The organism is Marivirga lumbricoides (assembly GCF_014636295.1).
GTDB classification, from domain to species: domain Bacteria; phylum Bacteroidota; class Bacteroidia; order Cytophagales; family Cyclobacteriaceae; genus Marivirga; species Marivirga lumbricoides.
Genome location: NZ_BMEC01000003.1, coordinates 357,861 through 375,990 on the forward strand (window position 1 = coordinate 357,861; position 18,130 = coordinate 375,990).

15 protein-coding genes and 1 CRISPR repeat array (1 of these 16 running past the window's edge) are annotated in these 18,130 nt (G+C 35.8%); of the genes, 14 read left to right on the forward strand and 1 reads right to left on the reverse strand.

All coding sequences use genetic code 11. The features are described 5' to 3' along the window. Positions 1 to 454: direct repeats of the CRISPR family, unit length 30 nt; unit sequence CTCTTAATCGCACCATGCTGGAATTGAAAT (it extends 1,817 nt beyond the left edge of the window). A 568-nt stretch (positions 455 to 1,022) separates the two neighbouring features. The 5 genes from IEV85_RS06425 (at position 1,023) to IEV85_RS06445 (ending at position 4,499) form a co-directional block, all read left to right on the forward strand. Further along, entirely contained in the window at positions 1,023 to 2,078 is a 1,056-nt protein-coding gene (locus tag IEV85_RS06425; RefSeq protein WP_188461394.1) for an aminotransferase class V-fold PLP-dependent enzyme, read from the forward strand. 50 nt (positions 2,079 to 2,128) lie between these two features. Continuing rightward, a complete protein-coding gene (locus tag IEV85_RS06430) occupies positions 2,129 to 2,692 on the forward strand; it encodes a MarC family protein (RefSeq protein ID WP_188461395.1) in 564 nt (187 codons plus the stop codon). Then, positions 2,692 to 3,162 (forward strand): ribonuclease HI, encoded by a 471-nt coding sequence (gene rnhA, locus IEV85_RS06435; RefSeq protein WP_188461397.1) that lies wholly within the window; start codon positions 2,692 to 2,694, stop codon positions 3,160 to 3,162. Before IEV85_RS06430 ends, rnhA begins: the two co-directional genes overlap by 1 nt. Before the next feature lie 70 nt (positions 3,163 to 3,232). Then, positions 3,233 to 3,709 (forward strand): hypothetical protein, encoded by a 477-nt coding sequence (locus IEV85_RS06440; RefSeq protein ID WP_188461399.1) that lies wholly within the window; start codon positions 3,233 to 3,235, stop codon positions 3,707 to 3,709. Positions 3,710 to 3,779: 70 nt separating this feature from the next. Continuing rightward, positions 3,780 to 4,499 (forward strand): tRNA1(Val) (adenine(37)-N6)-methyltransferase, encoded by a 720-nt coding sequence (locus tag IEV85_RS06445; RefSeq protein WP_188461401.1) that lies wholly within the window; start codon positions 3,780 to 3,782, stop codon positions 4,497 to 4,499. A 41-nt stretch (positions 4,500 to 4,540) separates the two neighbouring features. Here the strand turns inward: IEV85_RS06445 and IEV85_RS06450 are convergent, their stop codons facing one another. Continuing rightward, positions 4,541 to 5,869 (reverse strand): saccharopine dehydrogenase family protein, encoded by a 1,329-nt coding sequence (locus IEV85_RS06450; RefSeq protein WP_188461403.1) that lies wholly within the window; start codon positions 5,867 to 5,869, stop codon positions 4,541 to 4,543. A 405-nt stretch (positions 5,870 to 6,274) separates the two neighbouring features. Between IEV85_RS06450 and IEV85_RS06455 the strand changes: the two genes are divergently transcribed. The 9 genes from IEV85_RS06455 (at position 6,275) to IEV85_RS06495 (ending at position 18,066) form a co-directional block, all read left to right on the forward strand. Continuing rightward, positions 6,275 to 7,105: a CheR family methyltransferase gene (locus IEV85_RS06455; protein ID WP_188461405.1), complete on the forward strand. Its 831-nt coding sequence runs from the start codon at positions 6,275 to 6,277 to the stop codon at positions 7,103 to 7,105. A 20-nt stretch (positions 7,106 to 7,125) separates the two neighbouring features. Next, positions 7,126 to 7,722, forward strand: a complete 597-nt coding sequence (locus tag IEV85_RS06460) for a chemotaxis protein CheB (protein ID WP_188461407.1) — start codon at positions 7,126 to 7,128, stop codon at positions 7,720 to 7,722. A gap of 301 nt (positions 7,723 to 8,023) precedes the next feature. After that, positions 8,024 to 8,851, forward strand: coding sequence for a GAF domain-containing protein (locus IEV85_RS06465; RefSeq protein ID WP_188461409.1), 828 nt, complete (start codon positions 8,024 to 8,026; stop codon positions 8,849 to 8,851). A gap of 21 nt (positions 8,852 to 8,872) precedes the next feature. Continuing rightward, positions 8,873 to 12,322: a PAS domain S-box protein gene (locus tag IEV85_RS06470; RefSeq protein ID WP_188461411.1), complete on the forward strand. Its 3,450-nt coding sequence runs from the start codon at positions 8,873 to 8,875 to the stop codon at positions 12,320 to 12,322. Positions 12,323 to 12,414: 92 nt separating this feature from the next. After that, positions 12,415 to 12,957 carry a SiaB family protein kinase gene (locus IEV85_RS06475; protein ID WP_188461413.1) on the forward strand — a complete coding sequence of 181 codons (543 nt, stop codon included), beginning with the start codon at positions 12,415 to 12,417 and terminating at the stop codon, positions 12,955 to 12,957. A gap of 35 nt (positions 12,958 to 12,992) precedes the next feature. Next, positions 12,993 to 13,355, forward strand: coding sequence for a DUF1987 domain-containing protein (locus IEV85_RS06480; RefSeq protein ID WP_188461415.1), 363 nt, complete (start codon positions 12,993 to 12,995; stop codon positions 13,353 to 13,355). A gap of 134 nt (positions 13,356 to 13,489) precedes the next feature. Beyond that, positions 13,490 to 16,588, forward strand: coding sequence for an ATP-binding cassette domain-containing protein (locus IEV85_RS06485; protein WP_188461417.1), 3,099 nt, complete (start codon positions 13,490 to 13,492; stop codon positions 16,586 to 16,588). A 138-nt stretch (positions 16,589 to 16,726) separates the two neighbouring features. Continuing rightward, positions 16,727 to 17,629 (forward strand): hypothetical protein, encoded by a 903-nt coding sequence (locus IEV85_RS06490; protein WP_188461419.1) that lies wholly within the window; start codon positions 16,727 to 16,729, stop codon positions 17,627 to 17,629. Between the two features lie 8 nt (positions 17,630 to 17,637). Further along, a complete protein-coding gene (locus tag IEV85_RS06495) occupies positions 17,638 to 18,066 on the forward strand; it encodes a hypothetical protein (RefSeq protein WP_188461421.1) in 429 nt (142 codons plus the stop codon). Positions 18,067 to 18,130 lie beyond the last annotated feature (64 nt).

Sequence of the window (18,130 nt, forward strand, 5' to 3'; positions counted from 1 at the left end):
TCAACTACAGCATAAACCCTTGCACCGTTCTCTTAATCGCACCATGCTGGAATTGAAATTTTTACTGCGCATTTCAGGCAAAGAGTTTGGCGACTCTCTTAATCGCACCATGCTGGAATTGAAATAAACACATGGGGGGCAGACTTACTTCAAAGTCAAAACTCTTAATCGCACCATGCTGGAATTGAAATACCACTAAAGACAGGTTAGGTATTCCGGCTGGGGACTCTTAATCGCACCATGCTGGAATTGAAATCTAGAAACTTAAGTTATGGATTTTCGAAACTACAAACCTCTTAATCGCACCATGCTGGAATTGAAATAAAATATTTTCAAGGTAAGGTATAAAGGCCGGAACTCTTAATCGCACCATGCTGGAATTGAAATGATAAGCCAGAACCTTATTATTATACAGTTCATGCACTCTTAATCGCACCATACTGGAATTGAATTCTCACCCATTCAAAAAAACAAACACTCTGGGTGAGAATCGCGAGGGGTTTTGTGCGGCATGATATTGCGGGTATGAGCAAATATTTATAGAGGGTACTTATATTTTAAGGATAAATCGCACCATGCTGGAATTGAAATACAGGTATTGCTATTACACCGGACATTACCCTAAGCTCTTAATCGCACCATGCTGGAATTGAATTCTCCCCCATTCAAAAAAAGCGAACACTCTGGGTGAGAATCGCGAGAGGTTTTGTGCGGCATGGTATTGCGGGTATGAGCAAATATTTATGGAGAGTACTTATATTTTAAGGATAAATCGCACCATGCTGGAATTGAAATTCTTTTTTGTTCAACTATTGCAACCGCTGTAGCTAACTCTTAATCGCACCATATTGGAATTGAAATCTCACCCATTCAAAACAATAAACACTTTGGGTGAGAATCGCGAGGGGGTTTGTGTGGCATGGTATTGCGGGTATGAGCAAATATTTATAGAGAACACTTATATTTGAAGTGAAACTGACAAGGAGCCAAAACCTTGTATGGTTATATGTAAACAAAACATCATGAGCAACTTTTACCCAGGTCCTTCACAGCTTTATCCGGAAATAGGAGCTTATTTACAGGAAGCTTTTGCGTCCGGGATCCTTGAAATGAACCACAGGTCCGAGGCCTTTATGAAACTGGATGCTGAAACTAAAGAGCTTTTACACAACAGGCTTAATATTCCGGCTAACTACCAAATAGTTTTTACTTCTTCCGCTACCGAATGCTGGGAAATCATCTCTCAATCTTTTATTGAAAAAAGTAGTCTTCATTTCTATAATGGTGCTTTTGGCGAGAAATGGTTTCAGTATGCGAAAAAAATCCATTCTGAAACACAAGGCCTTCAATTTTCTGAGGAGGGTATCCCCGATATTAAAGCTATATCAGGTCAGCAGGAATTATTGGCTTTTACGCACAATGAAACCTCCAACGGAACGGCTTTACCCTTTGCTTTTCAGCAGGATGTGCGAAAGCAATTCCCTCATCAATTAATAGCTTATGATGCTACGTCCTCAATGGCAGGCTATGCATTAAAGTGGGAGTTAGGGGATATATGGTATGCTTCCGTTCAGAAGTGTTTTGGTTTACCTCCGGGGATGGCTATAATGGTAGTAAGTCCTGAAGCAGTAGCCAGGGCTCGGGAACTGAAGGATGAGAGATATTATAATTCTTTCAACTATATGCTGGCAAATGCTGAAAAACATCAAACCCACCATACGCCTAACATAACCAATATCTTTTTACTTAACAGAGTGCTGAAGAAGCGGCAAAACATTAAGGAAATTCACAATCAATTGACTGGAAGAAGACAAAGTTTTTATCAGATGATTGATCATTTTCCACAATTAAAAGGTCATATTTCAGAAAGTAAGTTTCAGTCAGATACAGTGTTTTGCATTGATGTTACTCCTGAACTTCTGAATGATCTGAAAAGTGCAGCATATAAAGAAGGAATAATTATGGGTAGCGGTTATGGAGCCTTAAAGCAATCAACTTTTAGGATTGCCAATTTTCCAGCTATTCAGCAGGATGATTTTAACAGATTGGGTAATTTTTTAAATCAGTTTTTTAAATAGTATTGATAGCCCAAATTGTTATCGTACCTTTGCGCGAAATTTTATAAGTAATGCTCAATTTTAAAGAAATTATTTCAGTATCGCTGATTTTGTTTTCCGTGATCGATATTTTAGGCTCAGTACCTATCGTAATGGATTTACGCAAAAAACTAGGCCATATACAGTCAGGTAAAGCTACCATTGTAGCCGGTTTTATCATGATTGTATTCCTTTTTTTAGGGGAGTCTATCTTAAAACTCTTTGGAATTGACATAGGGTCTTTTGCTATTGCCGGTGCACTTGTAATGTTTCTGATAGGTCTGGAGATGGTATTGGGTGTTACTTTGTTTAAGCATGAAGAAACCACTGCCTCCAGTGCCTCAATTATGCCCATAGCTTTCCCTTTAATAGCTGGAGCAGGTACTATGACAACTTTGATATCGTTAAGAGCAGAGTACTCACAAATTAATATTATAATAGGAGTAGTCTTAAATTTAATATTGGTTTTTATAGTGCTGAAAACCTGTGGCTGGCTGGAGAGAAAAATTGGGCAGGCAGGATTTAGTATATTGCGAAAAGTATTTGGTATTATCTTATTGGCAATATCAATTAAGCTGTTTAAAAACTTTTTTTAATGATCACAATTTATACAGACGGATCTGCTCTGGGTAACCCCGGCCCCGGTGGTTATGGAATAGTGATGCGTTTTGGCGAAAAGAAGAAGGAAGTGGCTGCTGGCTATAGAAATACTACCAATAACAGGATGGAGTTGATGGCTGTAATTGTAGCCCTTGAGCAGCTAAAAACTACTAAATATCCGGTACATATTTATAGTGATTCCAAATATGTAATCGACTCAATTTCAAAAGGATGGTTGGCTAACTGGGTGAAGAAAGGCTTCAAAGGGAAAAAGAATGTTGATTTATGGAAGAAGTATCTTTCAGTATCTAAACCGTATCAAATAATTTTTCATTGGGTTAAGGGGCATGCCGGCAATCCTGATAATGAAAGGTGCGATAGATTAGCTGTTCAAAAGGCCGAAAATGGACCTCATATGGTAGATGAACCTTTTGAAGAACAGCAGAATTCTTCTAACCTTTTCTGAAGCCGTTCGTAGAATTGTACTTATTATTACCAAAAATTCAAGCATTCAATTTAAACGTTAAATTAAGTATATGAAAAAAACTGTATTTTTAATCGGTTTAGTATGTGTGTTATTTGTGTCTAAATCTTCCGCTCAGGATTATTCCCGATCTATTGGTTTGAGAGGTGGATATCCTACAGCACTAACAGGAAAATTTTTCACTAAAGAAAATGTAGCGCTGGAAGGGATGTTGAGTGGTTACCGAGGAGGTTTCGAATTTACTGGTCTTTACGAAATTCATGCTAACGCATTTGACGTGCCTTACTTAAGCTGGTACTACGGACCAGGTTTTCACATTGGCGCGTACAATGACAGATATGATAACTACTACTACAGAAACAGAGATGGGGATGGGTTTATCTTAGGAATTGACTTTATCTTAGGAATAGAGTATACCATTACTGATATCCCTTTTGTAATTGGTGTTGACTTTAAACCCGGTTTCGATTTTGCGCCAGGGTTTTGGTTTAATCCCGGAGCAGGTGTATCGTTAAGATTTTATTTCTAAAAATATTTCATCAACTTTATAAGAAAGGTGCTTAAGGCACCTTTTTTTATTTCTGAGAAATTATTAATTAATGTCCATTTTTCAATTTAAGGAGTTTACTCTTAAACAAACAGATAGTGCAGCTAAATTGACTACTGATGCCACTATTTTTGGAGCTTCACTTCCATTTTCTGAAAATGTAAGCGCTGCTTTGGAAGTAGGTACGGGCACCGGTATTCTTTCTCTAATGCTTTCGCAAAGAGGGAGGTTTGCTATTGATGCTGTAGAAATAGAAGAGAGAGCATACAATGAAGCAAGTTTGAATTTTCAACGATCCCCATGGGCGAACAGATTACAAGCTCACCATGTCGATTTTAATTTGTTTTATGCCGCTGCTAAAAATAAAAATAAGTATGATTTAGTGTTTTCTAACCCTCCGTTTTTTACCAAAAATTTGCAGTCTCCTGTGACTAGGGAAAAAAATACTGCCTACCATACTAATACCCTTTCATTTAAAGAATTAGCCACTGGAATTTCTCTCGTATTGAAGGATTCAGGAGAAGCATTTATTATGTTGCCGGCTTATGAAATGACTTTATTTGTGGATGAAATAAAGATGCAAGGTTTTTCTATTTCACATATATTAAAAATTCATCATAGCTTAAACAAACCAGCATTAAGAATTATTCATGGTTTCAGTAAACATGAAACAGAAAAACCTGCAGAGAAGGTGATTTATATCAGGGATGAAAATAATGAATTCCACCCTGGATATATTGAGCTTTTAAAGCCCTTTCTTACTATTTTCTGAAGCTAAAAACTCCCGCTTTTTTTCTTTTCGCTTTGTATTTATCAATAGCGGGTTTCTTTAATAGACACATCATGCTCCACTAACTCTTTTAATATGGGCTCATACAATTCTTTAACAGTAGGTATGTGTACACCTCTTAATTTAATAGTGCCATTAAGAATATTTTTTACCGCTATTCCTACCGGTAATCCTACTGTTTTGGCCATAGCAGTATCATGCTCATTTTCACCATATGCTACAATAGAAGAGTCGATATGATGTGTCTTGCCCTCCAGCTCATACACAAATTGATGTTGCATTACAATCATGTCTTTATCCCCTTCCTCCAGCTTTAATTTTTTTTCAAGAAGTGCTTGCAGTACCATTGCAGGGCTGCCCTTTTGAATAGGAAGAGGCGTTTTATCAAAAATTCCTAACCACTTCAGTTTTTCAAAAGTTTCTGAGCCTCTTTTTATTTTAGTATAATCACATAATTTATCTTCTACCGATTGAGTATCCTCGTACTTAAGGAAAGCATTGATAAAATCTCTGTTGGTCATCTGATCCAGGGCTTCTACTTCATAAGTGTCATCTGTCACTCCTAACTGAACAAATACATTCCAGGCTTCGCTAAATCCAACTTTCCTTAAAGTACCTCTTAACAAAGTAGGTATATTTTCCAATCCATAAATTTTTCTGTAGGAGAGGGAATCCCTGTTAGGGTAGCCTTCAAAGTCACCTATTCCTTTCACATGAATATGATCCAGTCTGGTAAAAAGGCGATGGTAGGGAATATATTTATATTTACTATTTCTGATAAATTTCGCTGCTCCCTGTCCTGCTAACACCACATTTCTAGGGTTCCATGTAAATTTATAGTGCCACGGATTATTATCGCTTTCAGGAGCAATAAGTCCGCCAGTGAAGGATTTGAAGGACTGGAGTATTCCTCCTTTCTCTTTTATTTCATCAATCACTGCCATGGCAGTCATGTGGTCAATTCCGGGATCTAAACCACACTCCATTAATATCAGAGTGTTACTACTTTTTGCTATATCGGATAATGCATCAATATCAGGGTTATTATAAGAGGCAGTTACAAGGTGTTTGCTTAAATCAACGCAAACCTCTGCTACTTTAAAGTGCAAAAAAGCCGGAAGCATGGAGATTACCAGGTCAGCATTTCCTATTTCTTCGCGGGTTTGTATTTTGTTTAAGATATCAAACTGGATGGCCGTAAAAGAAGGGTGTTCCTGTGCTTTAGACTTTGCTAAACTAATGTCAAAATCTCCCAGTCGGATATTCCAACCTTGCTGTTGGGCATTGTTTTTCAGATAATTAATAAGCGAGGTAGCAGATCTACCGGCTCCTAATACCAATATATTTTGCATCTTTATTGTTTTTTTACAAGAACAAAGTTATCATTATGAACAGGACAAAAAACTATCGGAATATATATTTGGTCGAAAAATGACAAATTGACTGCTTTTTTTCCTCTGCAACCTTTAATATTGCAATTGGTAGTGTTTAGTCTTAATATTATTATAAATTTTAAAGTAATCAGACCAAAACATTACATGAAATATGAAGTTGAGGAAGGTGTAATTTTAAATACAATATCTGCTTTTATCATACATCTAACTCGTTTATTCTCATTTTTTTCGTAATTAACGCCCTCGTTTAGATAGCGAATTACTTAAAGTTGAAAGAATAGTTAAAAAAGTCATTTACCAGTGCAAACGCATACCATAAATGAGTAGAGCAAATAAATTAAAACCAACTGATACAAAATCCCTATGGAGAGACAGGATATAGAAATATCAGACTTAAGGCGAATAACGGAATTAGTGAAAGAGCAATACAAGTATGATTTTACCAATTATGCTATGTCCTCTTTTAGGAGAAGAATACTGCGGATTATGGAGCTTTATAAATTTGGTTCTGCAGATTTACTTATAAAAAGATTGAAAGATGACAGGTCTTTTTTTGATGAATTTATTTCTGAAATTACAGTTAATGTTACAGAAATGTTCAGAGACCCTTCTTTCTGGAGAGAGCTTCGTGATAACGTAATACCTAACATCTTACTAAACCATAACACCATTAGTATTTGGCATGCCGGCTGTTCCTCAGGAGAAGAAGTTTTTTCAATGGCTATTCTGTTGAAAGAAATGGGTATTCTGCATAAGGCCAAGATAATTGCTACGGACATTGATAAAGTAATCCTAGATAAAGCTAAGATGGGACATTATTCCATGAAGAACATGGAACTTAATGAAAAGAACTATATCAGGTTTGAGGGTAAAAATAAGTTTAAAGATTACTTCACAGAGAGCAACGGGAAAGCCATAATGGATAAGTCCTTGATTGAAAACGTGTCATTTAGAGAGCATGATTTAGTTCAGGGTGTGGTTTTTAATAAATTTGACCTTATTCTCTGTAGAAATGTAATGATCTATTTTAACCAGAACCTGCAAAACGAAGTACTTAAAAAGCATCATGAAAGCTTGTTTAAATATGGGTATCTGGTAATTGGCTCTAAGGAATCACTTATTTGGTGTGAAATCGCCAATAAATTCATTGTAGTAAACAATGAAGAAAAAGTGTATAAGAAAATAAAAGACTGATCTCAGCTAACTGATACTCAATGAGTCGATTTAATCTCGATAATAAGTATAAAGCGATTGTAATTGGGGGATCTGCCGGGAGTTTCCAGGGGATCACGCAAATACTTTCTGCATTACCTTCTGATTTCAGCTTGCCTATCATTCTTTGTTTGCATAGGTTAAAGCATGTAAGAAATGGGTTTGTGGAAGCTTTATCCATTAAAAGTATTAAGCCTGTTGTAGAACCATTTGATAAAGAGGGAATTAAGAAAGGTAAAGTGTATTTGGCTCCGGCTAATTATCACTTATGCATTGAGTTGGGAAATACTTTTGCACTTTCTACTGAAGAGATGTACAATAACTCCCGACCTTCTATTGACATCACTCTGGATACAGCCGCCTATAACTATAAAGATAAATTGATAGGGATTTTGCTTTCAGGGGCTAATAAGGATGGAGCTTTAGGGATGAAGCGAATTAAAGATAGAAAAGGCGTAACTATCATTCAGGATCCTGAGGAATGTATGATTGATACAATGCCTAATGCTGCAAGAAATATTACTGAAATAGATTATACACTAAAAATAAAAGAGATTATTGAATTTTTACTAGAACTGGATAAACTATATATAAAATGATTTTTTTGCTAAATAAGCTCAAAGTAATAAATAATATATATTTGATTGGTTTTAGGATTTTGTATGGTTTATACTTACTGAAAATTTCAGAAGGGTAAAAAGGAATTAAAAAATTAATAGAATTAGCCTCCGTAAGAAGAAAAACCTCATTCGTAAGGCTGGCTAAAGCAAACTAAAATGTATTTAACATTTGCATACATGTAAGATTAGTCTCCAGGCTATTAAACTAACTGGTCAATCAGTAATTAATACATGGATTCTTTTTGGGGTGTGTGGCAATTAGAAAAAGATAATAAAATAGATGAAAGCAGTTTACAAAAATTTAGCGCTGATACTATCGCTGGTATTTACCCTCAGTATTATTGGTTTAGCGTATTACCTCTACATTTTTCCTGAACGTATTGCTAATCAAACGCATGTTTTTAGTCTGATGGATATAGAAGCCCTTCGTCCTGTATTATTGGAGCTCTATACTTTTTGCGGAGTTTCATTAATTATAGGATTTCTGGCCATTATAATGCTGATTTTCTCTAAAAATAGTGAGAATGATAGTAATGTGGTATATATAGAAAAATTCAAAGACAGTAAAAAAGATAAGTCGCAAGATTTCAATAATGAAAGCAAAAAAGCAGAAGTGTCTGTTGAGTTAACTGAAGTTGCCCAGGCACTTTCAAAGCAAAAGGATAACAAGAAAAAAGCTGAATTATTGCTTTCCACAGTGGCGGGGAAGCTTGAAGCAAGCCAGGGAGCTATTTTTAAAGCAGGTAAAGAGGGAGATAAAAATATTATTTCATTGTATGCTTCCTATGCTTTTGTGCTTCCTGAAAGTCAAACAGTTTCTTATGAGTTTGGAGAAGGATTGGCGGGTCAGGTGGCAAAAGAACAAAAACTTATCAATATATCTGATATCCCTGAAGGCTATATTACCATCCTTTCAGGATTAGGTGAGGCAAAGCCTTCTTACCTAATCATTTGCCCTATTAAAAAAGATGATCAGTTGGTTGGTGTTGTAGAAATAGCTTCTTTTAAGAAAATGGGTAAAAAGGAGGAACAGCTAATTGAAGATGCTATGAGTTTAATAGCCGAAAGCTTATCAGAAAAGGGTCAAAAAGTTAATCCGGAGAAATAGTAAGAGTAGAAATAAACGCACATGTTCAAAAATATTAAAATAGGAACTAAAATAATAGCTGTTTTACTCTTTGTAGTACTGCTGAGTATTGTCATAATAAGCTTTATTACCTATAACATGAATAGGCAATCTGTTGAAAAGCTTAATTATGAAAAATTAATGGTTCAATCGAGCCTGAAGGCGGATAAGATCAACCTTAGGTTTGAAAATATCATTTCCAATTCAGATCATATATCTGAATTACAAACTATTCAATCGGGAGTACGAAAGCTTCAGGAGGAAGATTCCACAGTTAATCAGGATAGTGTTCGCTCTGCAGTACTTTTCCAAATGGAAAATCAGCTGAGAAAATTTACCGATAACTACGCTATTCACTCAATATTTATCACTGATCTTTCAGGTGATGTACTACTTAATACCAGTACAATTAGTATTGATTATGATCTGGGAGGAAATCTAAAGGTTTTACAACCTGAGTTTTTTGAAGCTGCGTTAATGGCTAACACTTTTAGTAAAGTGGTTACTGTAGAAGGGAGTAAATATGTTTTATATGGCCGACCTTTAATTAATGATTATAATGCCCCTGCAGGAGTACTTGTGCTTGTGAAGGATATAGCACCTGTATTGGAGATTATAGCTGATGAAAATACTGAATTTAAGACTTCAGAAAATATTCTAACTTATCAAGAGAATAATCAGGCGATTTACCTCAGTAAATTAAGATTTGTGCCTGATAGCATAGCACCTATTGCTGTATCAATGGGTGATGAGTTTAGTGTAGCGGTGCAAAATGCAGCGAAAGGCAAAACTGGCTATTCGAAAGACCTTGATTATACCGGCACACCTGTACTGGCAGTATGGAATCCTATTCCTTCAATAGGCTGGGGTCTGGCAAGCACTGTGCGTGAAAGCGAAGTACAAGATCAATTTGGAGACCTGATGGAGACATTTGTGTATACAGGTATTATCATTCTGTTTTTCACTTTTATTATTTCTCTTATATTTTCAAAAGTCCTTATTAGTCCTATACTTTCTCTGAAGGAAACTTTAAAGCTTTTGGGTAAAGGTATTTTACCTAATAATGTGCCTAAGCAATCTGAAGATGAAATCGGAGAAATGGCAGTTATTTTGGACAGCTTTGTGAGCTCCCTGAAAGGCACTGCTAATTTTGCCAAACAAATAGGCGAGGGCGATTTTCAGGCAGACTTTAAACCTATTTCAGAGGAAGATACACTTGGAAATTCACTTATCAACATGAGGAATTCCATCCAGGAAGCTGAAAAACGTGATAAAGAAAGAAACTGGATTGTAACAGGTGTTGCCGAAATAGGAGAAATATTGAGAAGTAATGATGACCTGGAACAACTGGGTGATGAAATACTAGGATATGTAACTAAGAAAATTGATGCAATTCAAGGAGCATTTTATGTACTTAATGATGACGACCCTGACGATTTCTTTATTGAAATGAAGTCTAGTTATGCTTATAACAAGAAAAAGTACTTAAAAGCCAGATTTAAGTTTGCTGAAGGCCTGATTGGGCAGTCAGCTATTGAACAAGATACCTTATTAAGAACTGAAATACCCCACGATTATGTGAGTATAACTTCAGGGCTTTTAGGTGATAAAAGACCTACTAGTATCTTAATTGTACCATTGATTACTGATGAAAAAGTATACGGGGTATTAGAGTTTGCGGGTTTTGAAAAATTTGATTCTAGTCAGGTAAAATTTGTACAGGAGATCAGTTTAATTATTGCCCGTACTGTATTTAATATAAAAGTTAATGAGAGAACCAGAAAGTTACTGGCCGAATCTCAAACAATGAGTCAGGAGCTTCAGGAGCAGCAGGAAGTGCTAAGACAGAATGCTGAAGAAATGGAAGCCACTCAGGAAGAGCTGAAGCGTACCAACCAGCGATTGGAAGATCAAATTGAGGAGGTAAACAGAACACAGAAGCGTATGCAGCTGTTGCTTGAAAATGCTTCTGAGGTTATCACCATTTATGAAAAAGATGGTCAGGTTCGCTACATTTCTCCATCCGTTAAGAAAATTTTGGGTTACAAGCAGGAAGACCTTATCAATACCAACTTCATTGATAAAGTGCATCCGGATTCTCAAGAGGAAATTAACACATTGTTCCAGCAATTGGTTAACAACCCTGATGAGTCTATTACATCGCAACATCAATATGCAAATAGCGAAGGAGAATATATTTGGGTTGAAATAACAGGAAGTAACCAGCTGGAAGATCCGGCCATACAAGGAATTATATTCAATACCAGAGATATAACAGAACGAAGAAGAGCAGAGCAGGAAGAAAGAATGCGAAGCAAAATGCAAGCACTCTCTGAAAACTCACCGGATTTGATTACCAGGATTGACAGTGAAGGTAAATTCTTCTATGTTAACCCAATGATTGAAAACTATACCGGGAAAAGGCCTGATGAGGTAATTCAACTAGAATTAAATCACTCTGGAATTGAGCCTCGCATCATTGAAGAATGGAATAAGCTCTTGCTCTATGTAAAAGATAATAATTCCAAAATTACCGAGGAGATGAATTTCCCTTCTGCAATGGGAGACAGGGTAATGCAGGTAAATGCAATTCCTGAATATGATGAGGAGAAAAATCTGGAGTCAGTATTATTGGTTTCCCATGACATTACTGAAAGGAAAGCCATTGAGTTGGAAATTGCCAGTAAGAATAAGAAGATCACGGAAAGTATCAATTATGCCAAAAGAATACAGGGCTCAATCTTGCCTAATAATGAGGTAATAAGACAAAAGCTTCCTGAGTCATTTATCCTCTATAAAGCAAAAGATGTGGTCAGTGGAGACTTCCCATGGTATATTGAAGTAGGAGATGCCATCTACATTGCAGCTGTGGATTGTACCGGGCATGGGGTTCCGGGTGCCTTAATATCATTAATTGGATATTTCTTATTGAACGATATTGTAAGGTCCCAGAAGATAAGTGATCCGGGGATCATTCTGGATAAACTAGACGCTGGGGTTACTGCTACTTTGAGGCAGGATAGAGATGATTCGACCACTAAGGATGGTATGGATATCGCCTTCTGTAAAATCAATAAAAAGAACAATACCATTGAATATTCTGGGGCGCACAGACCACTATACTACTTGCATGCTTCAGGTGAGCTCGATGAAATAAAAGGAAATAAATTCCCTATTGGAGGAGGTATTTATAAAAACCAAACCAACTTCGATAATCATAAAATTAAATATAAAGCCGGAGATTCTGTATTCTTCTGTTCAGACGGTTTCCCTGATCAATTCGGAGGGCCAGATAACAGGAAATTTGGACCAAAAAGGCTTAGAGAGCTAATAGTCGATAATCAAAGCAAATCAATGGATGAACTGCATAATGTGTTTGATGAGGCATGGGAAAATTGGAAATCTGACTACAAACAAACAGACGATGTACTGCTAATTGGTATTAGATTTTAATAAGTAAAAGATAAAGTATAAATAAAATTATTTAATTTGAAGCCAAATTTGGAGTAATCCGGTTTTAATGAAAAGCAATTAATCTAGAAAACATGAAGTATATATATGATCTGCATAAGACCATGTTGTCCAGAAACCTGATTTTGGTTTATGAAGGAGAATTCACCCAGGAGATTACTAAATCTGTTTTAGCCATGGCTGAAAGAAATATGGATTCAATGGGTGAAGAATCAAGCATTAAAAGAAAGGTTTTTAATGTGATGGTGGAGTGTTTACAGAATATTGTGAAACATTCTGAAGATTTCAACCCTCTTTCATCCAAAAGGAATGCGGCAATCTTTATTGTAGGGAAAGAAGACGACCGCTATATAGTTACCAGCGGCAACCCTGTGGATACTGAAGCTGCCAATTCTTTGAAGAAAAGAATTGATGAGATTAACGGATTGGATAAGGAAGGTCTCAAAAAAATGTACAAAGACATTATTAAAACCAACCATTTATCAGACAAAGGTGGTGCAGGTCTTGGTTTTGTAGATATGGCCCGAAAGTCAGGTCAGAAGCTTGAGTATGATTTTGAAGACATGGGAGAAGGATTCCACTTCTTTTCTATTACTACTACTGTACTCCGATTTTAAGAAATTATCTAAACATATAAATTTTAATAAAGAATATGGAAATCATAAATTTAGAAGGAACAGAAGATACCCCGAAAATATTACTAGATAAAGGCAATGGCATCTTTGAAATTTCCGGCAGATCCCTTCCTGAAGATTCAGCTGAGTTTTACCAGCCTGTTTTAGATTGGATCAGCGCCTATGGGGAGGATCCAAATCCGGAGACTTCATTCGTTTTCAAATTAGAATATTTTAACACAGCCTCATCTAAACTGATACTGGATGTGTTATCAGCCCTTGAAGATATTGAAGGTGTATCCATCGACTGGTATTTTCATGAGGACGATGAAGACATGGAAGAAGCAGGTGAAGAATTCTCTGAATTGGTAGAAATACCATTTGACTTCAAAACCTATTAATTTATACACCAATGAATTCTCAATAGGCCATTAAAACTGGCCTATTGTACTGAATTTTATTTTGCTATGAACAGCAAATAATGAGGAAACTTTTAAAGTTTTTTCATAAACACTTAAACTAATAGCATTTTTCTATGAGTGAAGAAATACTCAAAGCCTTAACCCAACTTTTCGCCATCATTACCAAGCAAGATGGAGGTGTTACCGAGAAGGAAAGAAATTTTGTTATAGGTTTCTTTCAGCAGGAGCTTGATCAGGACTCTATTAAAGAATATTTAGAGCTTTATGATAAGTTTGCCGGCTATGGGGAAGAAGAAGGGGCAGGAGAAGAAAGTGAAGAAGACGAGAAAAAAAAGAAGAGAAAATTAACTTCTGTTCGTGATTCCGTTAGAACGCTTGCTATTTGTAAGAAAATCAATAAAACACTTACTCAAAAGCAAAAGGTAGTTGTTTTAATTAAATTGTTAGAGCTGGTATCTTCTGATAATAATTTCACGCCTCAGCGTATGGAAATTATTGATACCGTATCCACAGTCTTTAACATTATTAAGAATGAATTTAAGCTGATAGAAAGCTTTGTAATTAAACAAAGTGCGGCAGACTTGAAGGAGTTTGAAGAAATTTTAGCAGTGAGTGATCAAACTTCTGTTGAACAAACTTTGCATGTGCATGCTGATATTAAAGGAGAGATTCTTTTTATGAGTGTGGATAGTGTGGATATGTACTTTGTTAAGTATACAGGAAAAGAGGAAATAAATCTTAATGGCTTTATTATGAAGCCTTTTCATGTATACTTATTTTCCCATGGAAGTACTATCAAAACACCTAAAGGGGCAGCTCTTTATTATTCAGACCTTATTCGCCAGTTCCTCTCAGATGGAGAGGTGGTAAAACTTTCTTTCAATGCTGAAAATATTGATTTTCAGTTTCCAAATGGTGAATTAGGCCTTAGGAATGTAAATGTTTTTGAAGGCCCCGGTCAACTGGTAGGTATTATGGGAGCTTCCGGAGCAGGAAAGACTACTTTGCTGAATGTACTGGCCGGAATTGAAAAGCCTACCAGAGGTAAGATCCTTATTAATGGATATGACCTCAATGCCGACCATGATGAATTGCAGGGTATTATTGGCTATGTAGCACAAGATGATTTATTAATAGAAGAGCTTACTGTTTATCAAAACCTTTACTACAATGCAAAGCTGTGTTTTGCAGGTACCAGTGAAGATGAGATACACAAGAGAGTAATGGAAACGCTTGAAAGTCTTGGCCTTGACCAAAGAAAAGACTTAAGGGTGGGAAGTGTATTGGATAAAACAATTTCTGGAGGTCAAAGAAAAAGGCTAAACATAGCGCTTGAGCTTATCAGGGAGCCGGCTGTCATGTTTGTTGATGAACCAACTTCAGGACTTTCTTCTCGTGATTCAGAGAATGTAATTGACTTATTAAAAGAACTTACCTTAAAAGGGAAGTTAATATTTGTGGTAATTCACCAGCCTTCATCGGACATCTATAAAATGTTTGACAAAATGGTGATAATGGATACGGGAGGATACCAGATTTTTTATGGTCATCCCGTTGAAGCCGTTACCTATTTTAAGAAGACTACCAACCAGGTAGACGCAGAGCGAGGTGTTTGCCCTACTTGCGGAAATGTGAACCCTGAACAAATATTTAATATTGTTGAGGCAAAGGTGGTGGATGAGTACGGCCAGCTCACAAGCAAGAGAAAGGTAAATCCTGTTCAGTGGAGAGAGTTTTTCAAAGATAACTTTCAGCTAAGTAGAGTTGAGGATGAGAAAGAAGCTCCTCATTCTACATTGAGCATCCCTAACAGAATAAAGCAGTCGTATATTTTTACAGTCAGAGATACTCTCTCTAAAATCAGCAATAAACAATATTTACTGATTAATTTATTAGAGGCACCTCTACTGGCCTTACTTCTTGCATTTATTATTAAATACAAAAGTGCCCCTGGTGGAGAGGAATATGTATTCAGGTTTAACGAAAATTTACCTGCATTTCTTTTAATGAGTATTGTTGTAGCGCTTTTTATGGGGCTTACTGTCAGTGCTGAGGAAATTATCAGGGATCGGAAGATTTTAAAGCGAGAGTCTTTCCTTAATTTAAGCTGGAATAGCTATCTGCAATCTAAATTGCTTATATTATTTACGCTGTCTGCCATTCAAACTTTGACTTATGTAATTATAGGAGTACTGGTACTGGAGATTAAAGGGATGACCTTAAGTATGTGGGCGGTCTTATTTTCCACTTCATGCTTTGCAAATGTACTGGGCTTAAACGTGAGTTCTGCATTTAGATCAGCCGTAACTGTTTATATATTAATTCCACTGCTGCTTATACCTCAAATGATTTTAAGTGGGCTATTATTTAGTTTCGATAAGCTGAATGACTTTGTAAGTACTAAAGGACAAGTGCCTATAGTTGCTGATTTAATGACTTCCCGCTGGGCTTATGAAGCAATGACAGTTGACATGTTCAAAAACAACGGTTATCAGGAATATTTTTATGATATAGAGGCTGTTGAGAAAATGGCTGATTATAAATCATCCTTTAAGACCAAAAAAATACGTGAGAAGCTTCGACTAATAGAAAACCAGATTGATTCCAAGGAAGAAGAGGATATAGAAGCCGTAGATGAAGCAATCCGCATCATCAAAAATGCTATTGAGAATGATACCCTCAAGGCTAATTTAAAAGATGTTGATCTTGATGAATTCCTTAAAAAGGAAAACATTAATAAAGAAACTATAAAGAAAATAGATACCTATGTTGATGCAATGAGGGATCACTATCTGGAAGAATTTAATGAGGCGGTGAAGAAGAAGGAAACTTTACAGTACTATCTTGAGAATAATGAGGCTTATGATTTTGACCTTAATCAAGCGAAGGATGAGTATTTTAATGAGAGCTTATCGGACCTGGTTCGAAACGTAACTGTTGCGGATAGAGTGATTGAATATAAAGGCAAACTAATTCAACAGATAGACCCGATATTCCATAAACCGGTAGAGCCGGATAACCCGCTGAATTACAGGACACACTTCTTTGCTCCTCAAAAGTATTTTGCGGGAATGTATATTGATACTTTCTATTTTAATATTATTGTGATTTGGTTTATGTCTTTATTGCTTTACCTTACACTGTATTTTGAATTATTTGGAAAGTTAATCTCCTTTTTTGGTGGCTTAAGCTTAAAAAAGAAAAGCAAATAAAATGAAATATTAAGTGTTTGATAATCAATAGATTGAAAGTGAAAATAAGGATTTAATTGTATTTAATTAAATTATAAAAATTGATAATTTGTAAAAAGTAAGGGAATTTCTATTTTTGTTATGGTAAAATTAAGTTTTATGAAAAGCACACTCATTGGGTTATTCGGGTTTTTGGTTCTCTTTGCCTGTGATTCGAAGAAAAAACCTTCGGCTGAAGAAATTTCCGGGGTATTGGATTCAGTCAAGATAGAAGAGCCTGCAATCTCTGAAGAGGTTATTTCTGACATCATTCAGCAGATTCCATCTCCTTTGGAAATATCTACGCTTTTAAAAGAAGCAGAGACAAAATATGATAAGAGTCATTTGAATGATCCAGAAAATATCTCTAATTATAATACCAACTTTGATAAGGCATTGGCTTTAGGTATTTATGGGACAGATTTAGGATATACTAACATCTATGGTCAAAATCAGGATGCTTTGTTCTATTTAAATGCCATCAAATCTTTAGCAGATGATTTAAGTATTGGCCAGTTTTTCGATATTGGCACAATTAAGAGATTGGCGACTAATAGTAAAAACCTTGATTCACTATTGCTGATAACTACTAAGAACTTTAATAGTATCAATGCTTACCTTCAAAGCCAAAAACGTTCTAACTTAAGTGTTTTACTGCTTTCAGGAGGTTGGTTAGAAGCATTATATATTGTGTCAAAGGTTTCAGAAAAAAATCCTGAAAATGAGCAATTAAAAGAAACCATTGGTGAACAGAAAATCATTATGGATAACGTTGCTTTGCTTCTTTCTTTTTATGTAAATAACGATCCTAATATCAAGGACTTAGCAGCGAAATTTAGTCAACTGCAAGAAGAGTTTAACAAGATAGAAATTAAAACTGTATATCGTGAACCAACTTATGAAGTTGTAGATGGCATGCTTGTTGTTAAGGACAACAGCAGCAGTGAGATCATCATGACTGATGAAAATATTGTTTCCATTAGAAATATGGTTTACGAAATAAGAAATAACATTATTAATTAATAGCCTGTATGAAAAAGCTAATCTTCGCATTAGGAATAATATTAGTAACCTCAACCCTTAATCAAGCTGTTGCACAGTGCAACACTGAAAAATATATTGAAGCTTGTATACCTAAATTACAAGAAGGTTTTACCTTTTTGAAAAGCTACAACATAGATGGAGAAGGAGGAGCTAAAAATAAAGTTGAATACTCTTACGTATTTACCAAAGGAGCAACTTATCAAATATTAATATGTAATGATGGTCAATCTACAGATGGTATAGTTTTAACTTTGTATGATTCCAATAGAAAAGCAGTTGCGTCCACTAAATATCAGGGATCAACACTTTCTGCTATAGCATTTCCTTGTCAGGTAACAGGTATCTATTATATCACTTATACTTTTGAAGGCAGTTCTAATTACTGCGGAGGAAGTGTTCTCGGGTTTAAACGATAATTGTATTTATAAGAATATTGAAAGAGCAGATTCATATAAAGTCTGCTCTTTTTTTGTGCCTTCC

Coding starts and splice junctions, on each gene's coding strand:
- IEV85_RS06425 (WP_188461394.1), top strand. CDS start 1,023: ATGAGCAACTTTTACCCAGGTCCTTCACAGCTTTATCCGGAAATAGGA.
- IEV85_RS06430 (WP_188461395.1), top strand. CDS start 2,129: ATGCTCAATTTTAAAGAAATTATTTCAGTATCGCTGATTTTGTTTTCC.
- rnhA (WP_188461397.1), top strand. CDS start 2,692: ATGATCACAATTTATACAGACGGATCTGCTCTGGGTAACCCCGGCCCC.
- IEV85_RS06440 (WP_188461399.1), top strand. CDS start 3,233: ATGAAAAAAACTGTATTTTTAATCGGTTTAGTATGTGTGTTATTTGTG.
- IEV85_RS06445 (WP_188461401.1), top strand. CDS start 3,780: ATGTCCATTTTTCAATTTAAGGAGTTTACTCTTAAACAAACAGATAGT.
- IEV85_RS06450 (WP_188461403.1), bottom strand. CDS start 5,869: ATGCAAAATATATTGGTATTAGGAGCCGGTAGATCTGCTACCTCGCTT.
- IEV85_RS06455 (WP_188461405.1), top strand. CDS start 6,275: ATGGAGAGACAGGATATAGAAATATCAGACTTAAGGCGAATAACGGAA.
- IEV85_RS06460 (WP_188461407.1), top strand. CDS start 7,126: ATGAGTCGATTTAATCTCGATAATAAGTATAAAGCGATTGTAATTGGG.
- IEV85_RS06465 (WP_188461409.1), top strand. CDS start 8,024: ATGAAAGCAGTTTACAAAAATTTAGCGCTGATACTATCGCTGGTATTT.
- IEV85_RS06470 (WP_188461411.1), top strand. CDS start 8,873: ATGTTCAAAAATATTAAAATAGGAACTAAAATAATAGCTGTTTTACTC.
- IEV85_RS06475 (WP_188461413.1), top strand. CDS start 12,415: ATGAAGTATATATATGATCTGCATAAGACCATGTTGTCCAGAAACCTG.
- IEV85_RS06480 (WP_188461415.1), top strand. CDS start 12,993: ATGGAAATCATAAATTTAGAAGGAACAGAAGATACCCCGAAAATATTA.
- IEV85_RS06485 (WP_188461417.1), top strand. CDS start 13,490: ATGAGTGAAGAAATACTCAAAGCCTTAACCCAACTTTTCGCCATCATT.
- IEV85_RS06490 (WP_188461419.1), top strand. CDS start 16,727: ATGAAAAGCACACTCATTGGGTTATTCGGGTTTTTGGTTCTCTTTGCC.
- IEV85_RS06495 (WP_188461421.1), top strand. CDS start 17,638: ATGAAAAAGCTAATCTTCGCATTAGGAATAATATTAGTAACCTCAACC.